General features: G+C 72.5%; 17 protein-coding genes and 1 pseudogene. 11 read left to right on the top strand and 7 right to left on the bottom strand.

What is annotated here, in order from left to right:
* Positions 1-22 precede the first annotated feature (22 nt).
* Positions 23-1,285, bottom strand: a complete 1,263-nt coding sequence (locus tag AB0D01_RS24645; protein ID WP_363058730.1) for an NADH:flavin oxidoreductase/NADH oxidase family protein — start codon at positions 1,283-1,285, stop codon at positions 23-25.
* Between the two features lie 305 nt (positions 1,286-1,590).
* On the opposite strand from AB0D01_RS24645, the gene AB0D01_RS24640 reads away from it, so the two are divergent.
* The gene (locus AB0D01_RS24640) at positions 1,591-1,911 is read left to right on the top strand and encodes a helix-turn-helix domain-containing protein (RefSeq protein WP_363058728.1); all 321 of its coding nucleotides are present in this window, start codon (positions 1,591-1,593) and stop codon (positions 1,909-1,911) included.
* Between the two features lie 34 nt (positions 1,912-1,945).
* Here the strand turns inward: AB0D01_RS24640 and AB0D01_RS24635 are convergent, their stop codons facing one another.
* Entirely contained in the window at positions 1,946-2,884 is a 939-nt protein-coding gene (locus tag AB0D01_RS24635; protein ID WP_363058726.1) for a hypothetical protein, read from the bottom strand.
* A gap of 291 nt (positions 2,885-3,175) precedes the next feature.
* On the opposite strand from AB0D01_RS24635, the gene AB0D01_RS24630 reads away from it, so the two are divergent.
* The 3 genes from AB0D01_RS24630 to AB0D01_RS24620 all read left to right on the top strand — a co-directional run bounded on the left by AB0D01_RS24630 (position 3,176) and on the right by AB0D01_RS24620 (position 5,692).
* Complete coding sequence (locus tag AB0D01_RS24630) at positions 3,176-3,766, top strand: hypothetical protein (protein ID WP_363058724.1); 591 nt, start codon at positions 3,176-3,178, stop codon at positions 3,764-3,766.
* Positions 3,767-3,976: 210 nt separating this feature from the next.
* A complete protein-coding gene (locus AB0D01_RS24625; RefSeq protein ID WP_363058722.1) occupies positions 3,977-4,858 on the top strand; it encodes a methyltransferase domain-containing protein in 882 nt (293 codons plus the stop codon).
* Between the two features lie 156 nt (positions 4,859-5,014).
* Positions 5,015-5,692 carry a dihydrofolate reductase family protein gene (locus AB0D01_RS24620; protein ID WP_363058720.1) on the top strand — a complete coding sequence of 226 codons (678 nt, stop codon included), beginning with the start codon at positions 5,015-5,017 and terminating at the stop codon, positions 5,690-5,692.
* 27 nt (positions 5,693-5,719) lie between these two features.
* Here AB0D01_RS24620 and AB0D01_RS24615 read toward each other — a convergent pair whose 3' ends face one another.
* Positions 5,720-6,169 (bottom strand): hypothetical protein, encoded by a 450-nt coding sequence (locus AB0D01_RS24615; RefSeq protein ID WP_363058947.1) that lies wholly within the window; start codon positions 6,167-6,169, stop codon positions 5,720-5,722.
* Positions 6,170-6,614: 445 nt separating this feature from the next.
* Here AB0D01_RS24615 and AB0D01_RS24610 point away from each other — a divergent pair, with 445 nt between their 5' ends.
* From AB0D01_RS24610 to AB0D01_RS24600, 3 genes are all read left to right on the top strand, one after another.
* Entirely contained in the window at positions 6,615-7,970 is a 1,356-nt protein-coding gene (locus tag AB0D01_RS24610; RefSeq protein WP_363058718.1) for a VCBS repeat-containing protein, read from the top strand.
* Positions 7,971-8,151: 181 nt separating this feature from the next.
* The gene (locus tag AB0D01_RS24605) at positions 8,152-9,306 is read left to right on the top strand and encodes a transglycosylase family protein (RefSeq protein WP_363058716.1); all 1,155 of its coding nucleotides are present in this window, start codon (positions 8,152-8,154) and stop codon (positions 9,304-9,306) included.
* Positions 9,307-9,401: 95 nt separating this feature from the next.
* The gene (locus AB0D01_RS24600) at positions 9,402-11,135 is read left to right on the top strand and encodes an FG-GAP-like repeat-containing protein (RefSeq protein WP_363058714.1); all 1,734 of its coding nucleotides are present in this window, start codon (positions 9,402-9,404) and stop codon (positions 11,133-11,135) included.
* Positions 11,136-11,198: 63 nt separating this feature from the next.
* On the opposite strand, the gene AB0D01_RS24595 is transcribed toward AB0D01_RS24600, so the two are convergent.
* The 3 genes from AB0D01_RS24595 to AB0D01_RS24585 form a co-directional block, all read right to left on the bottom strand.
* Complete coding sequence (locus AB0D01_RS24595; RefSeq protein ID WP_363058712.1) at positions 11,199-12,068, bottom strand: GNAT family N-acetyltransferase; 870 nt, start codon at positions 12,066-12,068, stop codon at positions 11,199-11,201.
* A 76-nt stretch (positions 12,069-12,144) separates the two neighbouring features.
* Positions 12,145-12,357 (bottom strand): hypothetical protein, encoded by a 213-nt coding sequence (locus tag AB0D01_RS24590; protein WP_363058710.1) that lies wholly within the window; start codon positions 12,355-12,357, stop codon positions 12,145-12,147.
* A 164-nt stretch (positions 12,358-12,521) separates the two neighbouring features.
* On the bottom strand, positions 12,522-12,890 hold the full coding sequence (locus AB0D01_RS24585) for a PRC-barrel domain-containing protein (RefSeq protein ID WP_363058709.1): 369 nt from the start codon (positions 12,888-12,890) through the stop codon (positions 12,522-12,524).
* 155 nt (positions 12,891-13,045) lie between these two features.
* Here AB0D01_RS24585 and AB0D01_RS24580 point away from each other — a divergent pair, with 155 nt between their 5' ends.
* Positions 13,046-13,807, top strand: a complete 762-nt coding sequence (locus AB0D01_RS24580) for a hypothetical protein (protein WP_363058707.1) — start codon at positions 13,046-13,048, stop codon at positions 13,805-13,807.
* A 12-nt stretch (positions 13,808-13,819) separates the two neighbouring features.
* On the opposite strand, the gene AB0D01_RS24575 is transcribed toward AB0D01_RS24580, so the two are convergent.
* A complete protein-coding gene (locus tag AB0D01_RS24575) occupies positions 13,820-14,713 on the bottom strand; it encodes an RNA polymerase sigma-70 factor (RefSeq protein ID WP_363058705.1) in 894 nt (297 codons plus the stop codon).
* A 117-nt stretch (positions 14,714-14,830) separates the two neighbouring features.
* Between AB0D01_RS24575 and AB0D01_RS24570 the strand changes: the two genes are divergently transcribed.
* The 3 genes and pseudogenes from AB0D01_RS24570 to AB0D01_RS24560 all read left to right on the top strand — a co-directional run.
* Positions 14,831-15,595: a hypothetical protein gene (locus AB0D01_RS24570; RefSeq protein ID WP_363058703.1), complete on the top strand. Its 765-nt coding sequence runs from the start codon at positions 14,831-14,833 to the stop codon at positions 15,593-15,595.
* Between the two features lie 128 nt (positions 15,596-15,723).
* Positions 15,724-16,212 (top strand): DUF4265 domain-containing protein, encoded by a 489-nt coding sequence (locus AB0D01_RS24565; RefSeq protein WP_363058701.1) that lies wholly within the window; start codon positions 15,724-15,726, stop codon positions 16,210-16,212.
* 101 nt (positions 16,213-16,313) lie between these two features.
* Positions 16,314-16,496: pseudogene (locus tag AB0D01_RS24560) on the top strand (phosphatidylserine decarboxylase family protein); the annotation flags it as partial.

Below are 16,496 nucleotides of genomic sequence, written 5' to 3'. Positions count from 1 at the left end.
GCCCGCCCCCGCCGCCGGCCGTTCAGTTCGTCGGCGCCGCGTGCGCCTCGGGCGCCGGGTTCGCGGCCAGCCACCGGCCGTACGCCCGGACCTGCCGACGGTTGGCCAGGACGTCCCGGGCCAGGATGAGGACCGGGGGCAGGCGCGGCCGGGGGTGACGGCCCCGGGAGATGCGGCGCGTGTGCTCCCGTACGACGGACAGCACTCCGGCGCTGGCCACGTCCTGGTCGCGCCAGGAGAAGCGGGGCGGCGGAACCCGGAGGTCCTCGCCGGCGTGCCAGCGGCGCGGCAGGTCGGGGCGGAGGGCGAGGGCCGTGGCGACGCCCGCCACGGCGAACCCGCGTTCCAGGACCCGGTCCGCGGTGGCCCGGCGGGAGATCCCGCCCGTCAGCATCAGGGGCATCGTCGCGGACCCGACGAGCCGCTCCGCGAGGTCGAGGAAGTAGGCCTCCCGCCCCAACGTGGTGTCGTCGGACGTACGCCCCATGGTCGCGGCGCTCTCGATGCTGCCGCCGGAGAGCTCCACGAGGTCCACGCCGAGACCGTCGAGGAGGGCGATGACCCGCGCGACCTGGTCGACGTCGAACCCGCCGCGCTGGAAGTCGGCGGTGTTGATCTTGACGCCGACGGCGAAGGAGGGCGAGACCCGGGCGCGTACGGCCCGTACGGTCTCGACGAGGAGCCGGGCCCGGTTCTCCAGGCCGCCGCCCCACCGGTCGGTGCGGAGGTTGACGCGCGGGGAGAGGAACTGGCTCAGGAGGTAGCCGTGCGCGGCGTGGATCTGGACGCCGTGGAACCCCGTCGCCTCGGCGAGGAGCGCCGTGGTGACGAAGCGGGCGATGGTGGCCTCGATGTCGGCCTCGGTCATGGCCGTGGGGCGGGCGAAGGCCGCTGTGTGGCGTCCCAGGCTGATGCCGACCTCGGAGGGCGCCCAGGCGACCCCGGGCAGGTCCGACCGCACCTGCCGTCCCGGGTGGTTGATCTGCATCCAGACCTGTCCGCCGCCCGAGGCGGCCGCCGCCGCCCATCGGCGGAAGGGCTCCGGGGGCGTACGCGCGTCGAGGACGATCGTCCTCGGTGAGGTCAGGGCCCGCCGGTCCACCATCACGTTGCCGGTGATGATCAGCCCGCTGCCGCCCCGGGCCCAGCGGCGGTAGAGCCGCTCCATGTCCGGTCCGGGTGACTGCCCGGGCTGGTGGGCGAGGCTCTCCTCCATCGCGGCCTTGGCCAACCGGTTGGGGAGCCGCGAACCGTTCGGTAAGTCGAGTGGTGTGAAGAGGTCCATCGGAATTCCCCCTGGTCCGTCGCCGTCGCCGTCGTTGTCGTCGTCGGCCGTCGGCGATCGATCTTGTTCCGTCTCGTCGACCAGTGTCCGTGGTGCGGCGCGGATCCGGTACGGGCGGTCCGCGGCGGGCGGCACGGGCGGCCGGCACGCCCCGCGGTTGTCCTCCGTCCCGGTGAAGATGACCCGGGCCCCGACCTCGGGACGCGTACGGATCGTTCTGCACGACACGCGTTCGAGACGGATTCGATACGGAGTGGAGAGGGCCCAGGATGAGCAAGCGCAGGCGAGGCCGCAGACACCGGACCGTGAACCGGACCCCGCGCCCGATCCGCAGGCGGTCGCCCGCCGCCCCGCCCCCGCCTCCGGCGGCGGCGCACACCGGTCCCGACGTCGGCTCCGAGCCGACCGTTCCCGCCCAGCTCGCCCGGAACGTCGCACGCACCTACGCGCTGCTGACCGGGGGCGAACCGCGGACGGTGCCGGAGCTGGCGGAGGCGATCGGCTACACCCCGCGGACCATCACCCGCCACCTCAAGGACCTGTCCAGCCAAGGCCTCGTCGCCGCTTCGGACGAAGGCCGTTGGGCGGCGAACGGGACACCGGTACGGCGGATCACGGTCGGCTGAAGCCCGGCCCCACCGGAGTTCAGCCCACCGGAGTTCAGCCCACCGGCGCGCGGGCATCGCGGAACCGGCTCAGGCGGGGGCCGCGGATGGCGGGCAGCCCGACCAGGGTGCCCGTGAAGGCGTCGGGATGGGGAGCCAGCGGCCACCACGGAAGCTCCGTCAGGGCGTAGTCGTCGCGCAGCACACCCTCCGGGAGGACTCCGGTCGCGGGCCGCGGCGAGGTCTCGCCCGGGTGGACGAGGTACGCCCAGACGCCGCTGTCCAGCGGCACCACCGGGCCCTCGTCGCCGGGCGGACGCCAGGGCTCGCCGGTGAGGGGGTGGCGCGGGACGAGGAGGACGTCGGGACGGGGCCGGGGAGTCGGGATCCCCGGGCCGCACAGTTCCACGGACCGGGCCGCCCCGGAGCCCGGAGGGAGGCAACGGTCGACGGCGTGCCCGAACAACTCGGCGACGGGGCCGACCGGCAGGGTGACCGGCCGGCCCTCGGTGGCCACCGCGAGGTGGGCGAGCGCCACCCCGAACGCCGCCTCCCAGCGGCGGCTCCACCCCCCGTCGAGCTCGACGGGCGCAACGCGGTGCTCGGGGCGTGCCAGGTCGTCCCAGTCGGGAGGCGGGCCGGCCGGGAGCCCCGAGGGGCGGCGTACGACCGCGTCGGGCTCCAACCACACGCCCTGCCAGAGCCCGCAGTCGTCCATGCGGGTGGCCACGGCCAGACCGCACGCCTCGCAGGCCAGGTTCGGGCCGTCCCTGCCGTCCACGCCCCGGCAGTAGCCGTCGCACTTCTCGGGGATCAGCACCATGGACCGGGAGTCGCCGGGGGCGATCACGATCCTGTTCCGCGCGCCGAAGGAGACGGAGTACACCGGGGCGTACACCCCCTGCCGGGCGGCGGCCTCCTCCCCGACCTCTTCCCACACGCGCCACGGCGGTCCGGTGGGCCGAGGATCGACGGCGTACGTGGCGGGCTCCATCAGCGGGGGGTGGAGTTCCTCCCATCCCCCGTAATCGGTGTGCACGGGAAGCGCGACCCGGGACACCGGTCCCGTCAGCTCGGATCCGCAACCGACACACGCGAACACGTACAAACAAGCTCTCCCTCGACCCGGTTCCCACCGGATTCTGCCGCGCCCCCGACGCGGGATCCACCGGATATGGCCCCGACGGGGCATCAGCCCGCGCCCGCCCCGGAAGGGCCGGCGGGAGAATGACGTGGTGGGATGTCAGGACCGCGCCGTGGCGACGGGGTGGTGGCGGGAGGACGAATGGGGCTCCGTGTGGTCGATCGGCTGAGGGGGGTCGCGTTCGAGGAAGACGTACGGGCGCGTCCGGAAAGGTACTTCGGGGTCGAGCGGGACAGCCCGGAGCTGCCCACCGAGGTGCTCCAGCGGGTGGTGTGGGAGGCGCTGCACCGCCGTGACGGCACGCACGGGCGGATCGGCGTCGAGATCACGTCCGACCTCGGGTTCACGGTGGAGGAGGACCGGCCGCACGGCGGGTTCGGCGGTTCGCCGCTCGACGAGGGCCGGTGGGCCTTCGCGGCCGCCGCCGCGCTCTGCGTCCGGACGGTCGTCGAGGTCCGGCCGGCCGGCTGCGGGCTCGGTCCGGAGCCGGCGCGTCGGCCGTACGGAACCAGGACCACGACCACGACCACGACCACGTTCGACCTCGACCCCTCGTACTTCGGTCCGGGCGAGGCCATCGCCTGGGCGCTGCGGCCGGAGGAACTGCACGGCGAGGGCGGGGGATGCCGGGCACAGGCCCCACCCGTGACGTTCCCGATCCACGATCTGCGCGCGGTGGGGCAGGGGCGAGCGGCGGACCGGGTCACGTCGGGGCCTTCGCCGTACTCGTAGACTCGCGGCATGGCATTCATGAGCACCCCGCACTGCTGCTTCCTGTGATCGGAAGGCGCTGAGGGCGATGCCGGACGGCGTCGCCCTCCTCGGCGTGCCTGCCGCATGAACCAACTCCCCCCTGCCCGTTGCCGCCTGAGGCAGTGAGGCCGTGGGGCTCCGCGCGCGCGGGCACGATCCCTTCCCTTCACCCTTCGCCAGGAGTGCCTCGTGCCCGTGCCGTTTCCCCCTGCCCTCGATCTCTCCCTCGACCTGCTGCGTTGCCCGGTGTGCCGTACGCACCGCCTGTACCCCGACCGCGCCGCTCTCCGTTGCCCGGTGGGCCATGCCTTCGACATCGCCCGTCACGGCTATGCCGGCTTGCTGACGGGCACCCGCGCCACCAGCGGGGACGACGCGACCATGGTCCGGGCCCGGGACCGGTTCCTGTCCACCGGCTCCTACGCGCCCGTCCGCGAGGTCGGGGCCCGTCTGGCGGCCGACGCCGTGTCCGACGCCGTGTGCGCGTCCGAGTCCGCGTCCGAGCGGGCCACGGTGGTGGACGTGGGGTGCGGTACGGGCTACTACCTGGCCGGCGTACTCGACCGACTGTCCGGCGCACGTGGTCTGGGGATGGACACGTCGGTGCGCGCACTGCGCTTGGCGGCTCGTTCCCACGACCGGGCCGCCGCGGTGGCCTGGGACGTCTTCCGTCCCTTCCCACTGGCCGACGGGACGGCCGATGTCGTGCTGGACGTGTTCGCCCCGCGCAACCCGGCCGAGTTCCGCCGCATACTGCGCCCGACGGGCCGGCTGATCGTGGTCCGACCCACCGGTCGACACCTGGCCGAGCTGCGGGGCCGGGTGCCCGCGATGGTCACGATCGACCCGGCCAAGGAACAGCGCCTGCACCGTGCGCTCGCCCCCTTCTTCGAGGCCGTCGTCACCGAACGGGTGGAGTACTCCGCGACCCTGTCCGGGCCGGACGTCCTGGACCTGGTGGCGATGACGCCGAGCGCACGCCACGTGAGTCGTGCGGACCTGGACGGCGGCGGCACCCTGCCCGATCGGGTCACCGTCTCCGTGCTGGCCACCGCCTACCGGCCCCGGTGACACGAGCGGGCGCATGCGCCCGCCGACGGGACCCGTGGGAATTCGTGCGGGGAAGTTCGGCTCCGGTGTCACATTTCCCGTCGCTCATCTGTCTACAAGACGAATGAACACGGCAGCGGCGGTCCTCGTCGCACGAGCGAGTACGAGAGAAGAGGCATGGAACTCAGCGTTCACACCTTCGTCAGCCTCGACGGTGTCATGCAGGGCCCCGGTGGTGTCCAGGAGGACGCGTCGGGCGGGTTCGACCGGGGCGGGTGGCTCGTGCCGCACAGCACCGAGGGCCAACTCGACCAGGTGGGGGAGTGGTTCGGGCGGGCCGACGCCGTCCTCCTGGGGCGGACCACCTTCGCGATGATGCGCACCTACTGGTCGCAGGTCACCGAGCCGGACAACATCGTGGCCACGACCCTCAACACCGGGCAGAAGTACGTCGTCAGCAACACCCTCTCCGACGCCGACGCCGCCTGGGGCAAGACCACCGTGCTGCGGGGCGAGGACGTCGTCGAGCAGGTGCGCCGGTTGAAGGAGCAGCCGGGCGGCGAGCTCCAGGTGCACGGCAGTTGGCGGCTGGTGCGGAGCCTGCACGACGCCGGGCTGGTCGACGTGTACCGCCTGATCCAGTTCCCCGTCGTCGTCGGCGCGGGCAAGCGCCTCTTCGGCGGCGGCGGCGGCGGGGACGGGGACGGCGCCGTCCCGTCCACCTACCGGATCACCGAGTCGAAGGTGGCGGCCGGTGGCTCCGGGGCCGTCGCCCTCACCCTGCGCCGTGACGCGTTCGGCACGACCGGAGCCGGCGAGTTCGTCGTCCGCGAGGGCCGGGAGGGCACGGCCTAAGGACCGGCTGGGCCGCGCGGCCCCGGGTCACGGCGCGGCCGGTCCCGGGGTCGTGTCGAGCCGCCAGCGCCAGGTTCCGCCGCGGCAGCGCAGGGTGGTTCGGCCGTCGCCGACGTACAGGACGTCCTCCTCCTGGTCCCAGGACATCCGCAGGAGGGCGTCCCCGCCGTCGCCCCGCAGCGCCCGCTTCCACAGCGGGTCCGACGGGGTCTCGGGGGTCTCCGTGTCGAGGGACCGTACGCCGTCCAGCACCAGGGTGACTGGCCCGAGCGGTCGGTACGGGGTCGTGGCGGACTCCACGTATGTACTGCGGAACGCGAGCTCGACGGACAGGGAGCCGTTCGCCGGCAGCACCGTCGAGCGGAAGCCGTGCGACTCCACGTCCATTTCACCGATGCCGGGGACCTTCCAGCCGGCGATCTCCCGGCGCGACGGCTCGGGTTCGGCACCCAGGACCGGCGTACAACCCTCCCACATGGTCAACCTGCACTCTCGGGATCGATCGGTGGCGCGCGACGGGTCGGAGGGGCCGGCCCGCCCGTGCCCCGAGTCTCCCACCGTTGCCGCGAGGTGGCCGAACCCGGTCGTGGTCCAGGGGATCTGACGAGGAGTCGATCGCCGCCTTCACCACCAGGCCATTGCAACACAACTGTCGATCATTTGCGTTTAGTGTCATGCCTGTTGCAACAGTTGCAACGCTTTGACCTGCATGAATTTGATCCATCATCGCTTTATTGATTGATGGATTCGTAAACGCACCGTAGCGTTCAACGTGTCGTGAACGAGACGGACTCCAGGGGGAGTTCGGGGCGACCATCTGTCAGGTCCGCTGTGCGGACCTGGTGTTGGTCGCCGCCCAGGCCCGTTCCAGTCTCCGCTCGCCGCGTCACATCCACCGCACCGTTCCATGAGGAGTTCTGTCATGCGCATGTCCATATCCATCCCCGCCCCGTCCGCCGTGAGCCGCTCCGCGCTCGTCGCCGCCTCGCTCGCCGCCGTCGTGCTCGGTGTCACCCTCCCGGCCCAGGCGGCGGGTTCCGCGCCGGCCGCCGCACCCGCCGCCGTCGCCGCCACCTCGACCCCGGGCAGCGCGATCACCCGGGCCGAGATACTCCAGCGCGCACAGTTCTGGGTCGACCGCGACGTCCCGTACAACCAGGGCGCCACCTACGCGGACCCGCAGGGCAAGCCCTACCGGACGGACTGTTCGGGCCTGGTGTCCATGGCCTGGCACCTCAACGCCGGCATCGGTGCGACGACCTGGACCCTGCCGAACTACTCCACCAAGCTGGGCGGCTACGACGACCTGCTGCCCGGCGACGCGCTGAACGACGTCAACGAGCACACCGTGCTCTTCGACAAGTGGGCGGACTCCTCCCGCACCGAGATGTGGATCTACGAGCACGCCCGCCGGGGCACCAACGCCCGCCACATCAAGGTGACCAAGAGCTACATGCAGTCCGAGGGCATGATGCCCTATCGCTACAACAAGGTGATCGACGGCCCGATCACCGTCCCGGACCGGGGGATGACGGACGTCACCGCCGTCGGGGACATCACGGGCGACGGGATCGGCGACGTCATCGCGGTCGAGTCGGCCTCCGGCAAGCTCTTCCGCTACTCCGGCCCGAACTTCACCGGAGGCACCGCCCGCGTCCAGATCGGAACCAACTGGGACACGATGGGGACCCTCGTCGGGGTCGGGGACCAGAACGGCGACGGCAAGGGCGACATCATCGCCACCGACGCCAAGACCGGCGACCTCTACCGCTACTACGGCCCCAACTACAGCGGCGGCAACCGGGTGAAGATCGGTACCAACTGGGACAAGATGCACGGCATCGCCTCGGTCGGCGACATCACCGGCGACGGCGTCGGCGACATCATCGCCGTCGAGTCCGCCACCGGCGACCTCTACCGCTACTCGGGCCCCTCGTACGCCGGCGGCAGCCGGGCCAAGATCGGCACCGGCTGGAACGTCTACGACACCATCGTCGGCGTCGGCAACATCACGGGCGACGGCAAGGGCGACATCATCGCCGTCGAGACCGAGACCGGAAACCTGTACCGCTACTCCGGACCGTCGTACTCCGGCAGCACCCGGGTCCAGATCGGCACCAAGTGGAACTCGATGATCAACCTGACGGGCCCCGGTGACCTGAACAAGGACGGCATCCCCGACCTGCTCGCGGTCAACGCCTCCACCGGCGACCTCTTCCGCTACTCCGGCCCGAACTTCGCCGGCGGCGACGCGGTGAAGATCGGCACCAAGTGGTAGCCGGCGGGACGACGTCACACCCCGAGTACCCCGAGTACTCCGAGTAGCCCTCGGCGCCCGGCCGGGGCCGACCGGAAGCGTCGGCCCCGGCCCGGTGGCCGGAGTTCCACCGCATCCATGCGTACGGCCACACCCACACCCACATCCACACCACACCCACACCCGAAGTACGAGGTTCGTCATGTCCATGCTCAGCCGCAAGCGGTTCGCCCTGCGCACCCTCATAGCCGCCCCGATCGCGGCCCTCACCCTCCCCCTCCTCGCCGCCGGCACCGCCGACGCCGCCTCGGTCGCCACCTGGGACAAGGTCGCCCGCTGCGAGAGCGGTGGCGACTGGGCCATCAACACGGGCAACGGCTACTACGGCGGCCTGCAGTTCCTGAAGTCCACCTGGGACGCCTTCGGCGGCACGCAGTACGCCAACTACCCGCACCAGGCCACCAAGGAAGAGCAGATCCGCATCGCCGAGAAGGTGCTCGCCACCCAGGGCGAGGGGGCATGGCCGCACTGCGGGCCGGCCGCCGGCCTCGGCGACGACAACGCCGACCCGTACCCGCCCGAGCCCACCCGACCGCAGTCGAAGATGGCCAACCTGACGGGCGTGGGCGACATCAACGGGGACGGCAAGAACGACCTGATCGCCGTCGAGGTCGCGTCCGGCGACCTGTACCGCTACAGCGCACCGGGCTTCGCGGGCGGAGCGGCCCGCGCGAAGATCGGCCATGGGTGGAACGGCATGAGCGACATCGTCGGCATCGGCGACGCGACGGGCGACGGCAAGGCCGACATCGTCGCCGTCGAGAAGGCGACGGGCGACCTCTACCGCTACTCCGCCCCGACGTTCAGCGGCTCGACCCGCGTCAAGGTCGGCACCAACTGGGACGGGATGGCCAACATCACCGCGGTCGGCGACCTCACCGGCGACGGCAAGGCCGACCTGATCGCCGTGGAGAAGGCGACGGGCGACCTGTACCGCTACTCCGGCCCCGCCTTCGGCGGCGCGACCCGGGCGAAGATCGGCACCGGCTGGAACGTCTACTCCTCCATCACCGGGGTCGGTGACGTCACGGGCGACGGCAAGGCCGACATCGTCGCCGTCAACAAGACCACCGGCGACCTCAACCGCTACTCCGGCCCCACCTACTCCGGGTCGACCATGGTCAAGGTCGGAACCGGGTGGGACGACATGCGCGGCCTCGCCGGGGTCGGCGACGTGACGGGCGACGGCAAGGGCGACCTCGTCGCCGTCGAGAACGCCACCGGGAAGCTGTTCCGCTACACCGGGCCGACCTTCGCCGGAGGCGCCGCGCGCACCGAGATCGGCACCAACTGGTAGTCCCACCGGGGGCCTCGGCCCGGTCCACCACGACCGGGCCGAGGCCCCCGTCGGCTTTCCCGCCCCGCCCAGACCACCCCACCACAGGAGTTCCCATGCGCCTGTTCCCACGCCCACGCCCGCGTCCGCGCTCACGTCCGCGCCCCGGTCCACCCCCGAGCCGCCGCAGCGCCCGGTACGCCGCCCGGGCCCTCGCCGTCCCCGCCGCGGCCCTCGCCCTGGTCGCCGCCACGGTCGCCACGGCGCTCCCGGCCCGGGCCGACACGGTCACCCCCGCCACCGCCCCGCCCCTGCGCTTCGTCAGCCACAACATCTGCGGCAGCGAGTGCTCCGACCCGACGAAGGGCTACGACGACCGCGAGCGGATCGACAGCATCGTCGCCCAGGCCTCCGTCACCACCTGGAACGCCGACCAGATCTTCCTCCAGGAGGTCTGCGGCCCCCAGTACGAGGCCGTGCTCGCGCGCCTGGCGCCCCTGGGGTTCAACGGCTTCTACAGCGCCACCCTCACCGGCGACGACCCCTCGTGCGGTGACGGCGACTACGGCAACGCCGTCCTCGTCCGCGGACCGATCACCGAAACCCTCGACCTCGACCTGACCGTGGGACCCGAGGTGGAGCCGGTGAAGGTCCCCTGCGTCAAGAACTACGTACAGAACCGGGCCAACTGGGCCTGCTCCGTCCACCTCTACTGGCGCGAGCCCGCCCTGCGCCTGCGCGAGGCCGAGAAGCTCGCGGCGCGCGCCGAGGCCTGGCAGGACGCGGGCATACCCGTGGTGCTGGGCGGCGACTTCAACGCGAGCCCCCGCACGGCACCGCTGAGCGAGTTCTACGACCCGACCGTCAACGACGGGGCCCACGGCGCCTTCATCGAGGCCGACGAGACCGACACCGACTTCTTCGACCCGGCCGCCTGCACCGTGGGCACGGACCCGCGCTGCCGCTCCGGGGAACTCACCCGCCAGGACAAGAAGCTCGACTACCTGTTCTTCAGCTCCCGGCACTTCAAGTCGCCCAAGGGGGACGCGCTCCCCGACGCCCCCGCGGTCTCCGACCACCGGATGCTGCGCGGCGCCGCCTCCTGGGCGGACTGCGGCACGATCGCCGCCTCCGCCCCGGCCCTGTTCCGTCGCGACGCCTCCGGCGCCCTCTTCCGCTACGCGGGCCGCGGCGACGGCACCCTGGCCGGCGCCTGCAAGACCGGCAGCGGCTGGAACGTCATACGGGAAGTGGTCCGGCTCCCCGGAACCACCACCCTCGCCGCCCTCGACGACGACGGCGCACTGTGGCACTACCCCGCCGACGCCGCCGGCGCGTACAAGGGATCCACGCGCGTCCGGGCCGCGACCGGCTGGTCGGCGTACGACCTCCTGCTGGCCCCCGGCGACTTCTCCGGCGACGGCAGACCGGACCTCGTCACCCGCGACACCAAGGGCGACCTGTGGCTCCACGCCGGCAACGGCGCCGCCTCCTACGGCTCCCCCCTGAAGATCGGCAACGGCTGGAACGTCTACGACCGGCTGCTCGCCCCCGGCGACCTCACCGGCGACGGCAGGCCCGACCTCCTGGGGCGCGACGCCGCGGGCGACCTGTACCTGTACCGGGGCAACGGCTCCGGGGGCTACGCCCCCCGGGTCAAGACCGCCTCCGGCCTCAAGGCCTTCGACGCGCTGACCACCCCGGGCGACCTCACCGGCGACGGCCGCGCCGACCTGCTGGCCCGCGACAGCCGCGACACCCTCTTCCTGCTGAAGGGCACCGGCGCCGGCGCCTTCGCCGCCCCCGTCAAGGTCGGCACCGGATACCCGGCCGGTGAACTGCTCTTCTGACCCGCGAGGACGTCCGGGCATCCCCGAGGAGGTCGAGGAGGCCGTCGAGGAGGAGGGAGGTCGTCATCGGCCGTCGAGGCGCCGGTCCCGGACCTCGGCGAGCGGCTCGAAGCCGGCCGCCCGATAGGTGGCGACGGCGCCGACGTTGGAGCTCGGGGTGGCGACGACCGCGCTCGACGAACCCGACTCCCGCAGCACGGCCGCCGCGGCCAGGGTGATCGCCCTGCCGTGGCCGTGCCCGCGGTGTGCGGCGGCCACGCCCATCGGTTCGAGCAGCCCGGGCCGGCCCGGACCGGCCGACCACACCGTCACGGCCGCCACCGCCTCGCCCCGGTCGTCGTACGCGACCAGGCAGCGGGCGTCGGCGTACGCCGGTCCGGCCGCCATGGCGTGCCAGTGCCCGTCCGTGAAGGTCGACCCGTCGAACGCCGCCCGGTGCACCCGGGCCCGTACGCCCGCCCGGTCCGGCCCGATCACCTCGGTCCGCACGCCCGCGTCCTCCACCGGCTCCGCGAGGTCGCGGCGCAGCGGTGTCCACGGCTCGTCGACGTCCCACCCGTCGTGGGAGAGCAGGTCCTGGAGCAGGGCGTCCGCGGGTGCCTCCACGTACGCCGTCCCCTTGCCCGGTACGCCGCGCAGCGGATCGGCCAGGTCCAGGGCCAGCCGCCGGGCCAACTCCTCGTCCCGTCGGGCGCGGGGCGCGATGGCCAGCCGCAGCAGCCCGGGACCGTCCAGCAGCCCGATGGCGAGGAGCCGTCCGTCCCGGCTCCAGGTCCGCAGAGCCGAGTCCGTCGCCGCCGAGCCGAACCGGCGGAACCAGCCGAGGTCCCCCGGATGGAGTTGGAACGGCGCACCGTCGTCCTGCCACTCCCGCAGTACGGTCAGGGCGGCGTCCGCCCCGCCGACCGCGGGTCTGTCCCACTCGATCGTCATGCGGCCGATCCCACCCCACCGCGCCGCCGTACGCACCCGAATTACGGACGTACCGGGAGCGCGGCGCGGCGGCGGGTCAGGCCTCGCGCTCGATGACGCGTCGGGCGGCCTCGGCCTCGGCCGCCGGCGGGGACAGCTCGTCCAGGGTGTCGAGCTCGTCGTCCGACTCCAGCTCGCGTTCCCAGGCAGCGGCCAGCCGCTCCTGCTCCTGGGGCGACCTGCCCTCGACGGCGGACCGCTCCTCGGGCGGCAGCGCGGCCAGGAAGCGTCGTACCTCGTCCGTGGCCATGCCGTGCTCCTTTCGCGGGCGTGCGGTGGGGCCGCACCCGGCCCGGCCCGACGACCAGCATGACGACACCGCGTCGCACGCCGTACCCGACACGACCCACACCGCCCACACCACCCGAACGCGCGCCCGGCCGGCCCCGCGGGCTCCGCCGGTCCCGCGGGGCGTCAGCCGAGCGGACCACCGAACGGGCCGGTGCCGCCGTAGTACTTGCTCAGCTCGAAGCGGTAGTCCGGGTCGCCCAGATGGTTCTCGCGGTGGAACTCCGGAGCCGCCTTGATCTGCTCCTTCGTCTGCTCGACGTGGACGGTCCGGGCTTCGCGGTCCACGCGGATCACGGTGCCCGCCGGTATCAGGACCTCCTTGCCGAAGATCCACACGCCGGTGTCCACGACGATGTACGCGTCCGAGACCTCGCTCGAATGCCGGTCGACCTTGCCGATGTGCCCGTCGGAGGCCTCCACGCGGAAGCCCGTCAGGTCCTCACCCGTCGGGTGCACGATGCCGGACCGGTAGGCCCACATGTCGTCGGTCATCTCATGACTCCTTCCGTAGACGGTTGCCTGCCCGCCCTCGCCTGCCCCGCCCGCCCCGATCGAATCGGCCCCGATCGAATCGCCCGATCGGCCCCCCAGGACGGGGCCGCGCCGCGCGACGGTGCGACGCTGGGGGGAGTGAGGAGGCGCGCACGGTGGCTGTCATGGACTCCCTGGTGCTGTTCGCCCCCTTCTGCGTGCCCGTGATCAGCGGCCTCGTGGGCGGAGCCAGCCTCCTCATCCGGGACCGCCGCGAGGCGCGCAGCGCCGACCACCACTACCGTCGGCAGCTGGAGAAGGCCCAGCTGGAGATCCAGTTCATCTCCGGCTGGATCCAGGCCAAGGAACTGGCGGCCCCGACCGACGGCCCGTCCCTGTCTCCGTCCCCGCAGTCGTCCCCGATTCCGTCCCCGCCGTCGGCTCCGGACCCGGACCGCTGGCTGGACGACTGCTACGCAGCGGTGCGTCGCGCCGAGTCGGAGTCGGGCACCCGCCGCCGGTCGGGGCCGGTCTCGCTGCGGCGCCTGCTCCTGCTGGGGGAGCTGAGCGGTCCCGCGCGGAGCATGCGCGTCGCGTACTGGGTCGCCCTGGCCCTGTTCAACGCGGCGCTCGCCTGGTGGGTGAACGTGCTCATCGTCGGTGTACCCGGCTTCATGCACGACGAGGGGGTCTCCGAGTCCGAGGAGGCCGGCTCCTACCTGGGGCTCGCGCTCTGCTTCTTCGTGGCGTCGGCCGTCCTGTGGGTGTGGACGGTGCACCTGGGCGCGGCCGAGCCGGAGCAGGTCTACCGCAAGCGCATCGACTCCGACGCCTGGGTCGCGTACGAGCGCGAGCGGCGCGCGGCCGCGGACGCGAAGGCCGCGGCGAAGGCGGCGGCGAAGGCGGCCCGGGGCGGCGGGCGGGGCCCCGCACGCTGACGTACGCGGGCGTCAGACCTCGTCGCGCACGCCGTGCAGCCCTCGCAGCTTGTCGGGGTTCACCTGGAAGCGCAGGTTGACCAGCAGGCCGCTCTCGTCGACGTCGAAGGTGAGCGCGCCGATGGGGGCCCCGCCCATGAGGCACAGCACGGAGAGTTCCCCGTTGACGAAGGCCGTCTCCACGGTGGCGGTGGCCATCTCGGGCTTGGCCATGACGCCCAGGAGCCAACGGGCCACGTGGGCGGGGCCGTGCAGCGGGCGGATGGCGGCGGTGACCTTGCCGCCGCCGTCCGACCAGGCCGTCACCTCGGGCGCGAGGAGCTCCATGACGGCGTTCAGGTCGCCGCCGGCGCAGGCGTCCATGAACCGGGCGGTGACCTCCTCGCGGCGCGCGCCGTCGGTGTCGAAGCGGGGCCGCCGCTCCTGTACGTGGGCACGCGCCCGACGGGCGATCTGCCGGACCGTCGCCTCGGGCCGGTCCAGGAACCCGGCGATCTCCGCGTGCGAGAACCCGAACGCCTCGCGCAGCACGAACACCGCCCGCTCCACGGGCGTCAGGCTCTCCAGCACGACGAGCATCGCGGTCGACACGCTCTCGGCCAGCTCGCTGTTCTCCGCGACGTCGGGCGAGGTCAGCAGCGGCTCGGGCAGCCACGGGCCGACGTACGTCTCCCGCGTGGCGCGGGCCGACGTCAGCCGGTTCAGGGCGAGGTTGGTCACGGCCCTGACCAGGTACGCCTTGGGGTGGCTCACCTGGGTGCGGTCGTCCTTGTTCCAGGCCAGCCAGGCGTCCTGGACGACGTCCTCCGCGTCCGTGACCGTGCCGGTCAACCGGTAGGCGGTGGCGAACAGCAGGGGACGGTGCGCGGTGAAGGGGTCCAGCTCCGACTCGCTCGAGGTGATCATCGGCGTATCGTGCCAAGCACCCCTGCCCCTGACAAGGCAAAGATGACACAGTGGGCGGCCCCGGTTTCCGGTCAACGAGGGGTACTGCGCCGGCGAATGATGAGGAATGCAATGCGCGTGACCCGTTTCGAGGCCCTCCTCCGGACGGACTTCGAGGGGAATCGAACCGACGATGTCCAGGACGTCATCTGGGAGGGCCTCGACCACCCCGAACATCGTGAGCGCGTCCCCGACCTCACCGCCCTGATGGAAGACGCCTCGGCACCCGACTTCGAACGGTACTGGGCCTGTCTGACCCTCGTGGCCTGGGCCGAGCCTGCCGGCTATCGAACGGTCCAGGAAGCCACCCGTGATCCTCGGGCCGCCTTCTGGTACGGCCTCGACATCGACCGCAGATTCTCCGTCGACCGCAGCTACGGACTGTTCTCCCAAACCGCCGCGGACAGCCACGAGATGGCGCAGGAGAAGAACTCGTCCGATCTGCTCCTGGACCTGTCCCGCTCCCTCATCCGGATCGGGGACCGCGAGTACTTCGACGACAGGCTCGGGGACTGTCTCGCGACGTCCACCGTGCGTGCCTGTCTGCCGGACGTGCGTGACGTCATCGTGCGCGGACTGGAGTCCATCGACGCAGGGGTCCGCCACGGCTTCGACCTGCCGGCCCAACTCGTCGACCTGGCGAACGCGGTCGTCCTCGTCGACGAGGAGCTCGGCGTGGACCTGATCACCCGCGTCCTCCATGCCGGTCCCGCTTCCGGAGGGCGGACGATGGCCCATGCCGTGACCGGGGCGCTCCGTTCGCGGGGCCCGGCGGGCCGGGGTCTGGCGGAGTACCTCGCCCTCGTGGGCAACGACCACGTCCGGTCCCTCCTCGCGGGTTGACCACGTTCACGGGGGCGGGGGCGTTGGATCGGGCGCCCCACACCCCGCCGGCCGCCGGGGTGACGGGTTCGCGCATGATGGCTGACCATCGGGTTCGGTCAGCGGTCAGCGGTCATCGGGAGAGCAACATGCACTTCGTTGTTCACGAGCATCCGGTCGGGCGCGCCGCGACCAACCACATCGCGCGCGTCGACCTCGCTCCCTTCGGCCTGGACGACCAGGTCGAGCAGCTCTGGCTGAGCACGTCCGACAACGGACACCACGAGGTCGCCTGCGTGCCCTTCTCCGCCTACGGGATCGCCCTGGGCGACGTCGTGGTGCTCAACGACGACGACTACGTCACCGAAGTGGTCGGGAGATCCTCCCACCGCACGCTGCGGCTCCTGTTCGCTCCCGATCTTCCGCCCGCCGTTCGCCGGAAGCTCGCTGACGAGATCAAGACCGAGGTCATGGCGGCCGGGCTCCTCAGCGAGTGGAACGGCGCCGGGTTCGTCGCCGTCGACGTACCGCCCGGGGCTCAGCCCTCCAGGGTGTTCGCCGTCATGGAGGCAGCCGTCAACGCCGGGTACGGCTACGGGGAGTGGGCCGACGTCGTACCGTTCGCCGGCCCGTCGTGACGGCTCGGCTCTGTGCGGGCCCGCGCGGGTGAGGACGGCGCCGCCGTCCGGGGCCGGCAGGATATGGGGGCCATACGGTACGTCTGCGTTCGGGAGCCCTGATGAATGCCCCTCTGAAGTTCGGTCCGCTGTCCATCGCCCGAGGGGCGACGCCGTGGTTCCTGCCGACCGTCGCCACCGCGGCGATCGGCCTCACCCGGGCGCGCAAGTCCGGGCGCTGGGCCGCGGCGGCCGTGCCCGCCACCGCGCTCGCCGCGGGCATGCTGTGGTTCTTCCGCGACCCC

This window comes from Streptomyces sp. NPDC048606 (assembly GCF_040650855.1).
Lineage (GTDB): Bacteria > Actinomycetota > Actinomycetes > Streptomycetales > Streptomycetaceae > Streptomyces.
This window is presented reverse-complemented; position numbering and strand designations above follow the sequence as displayed.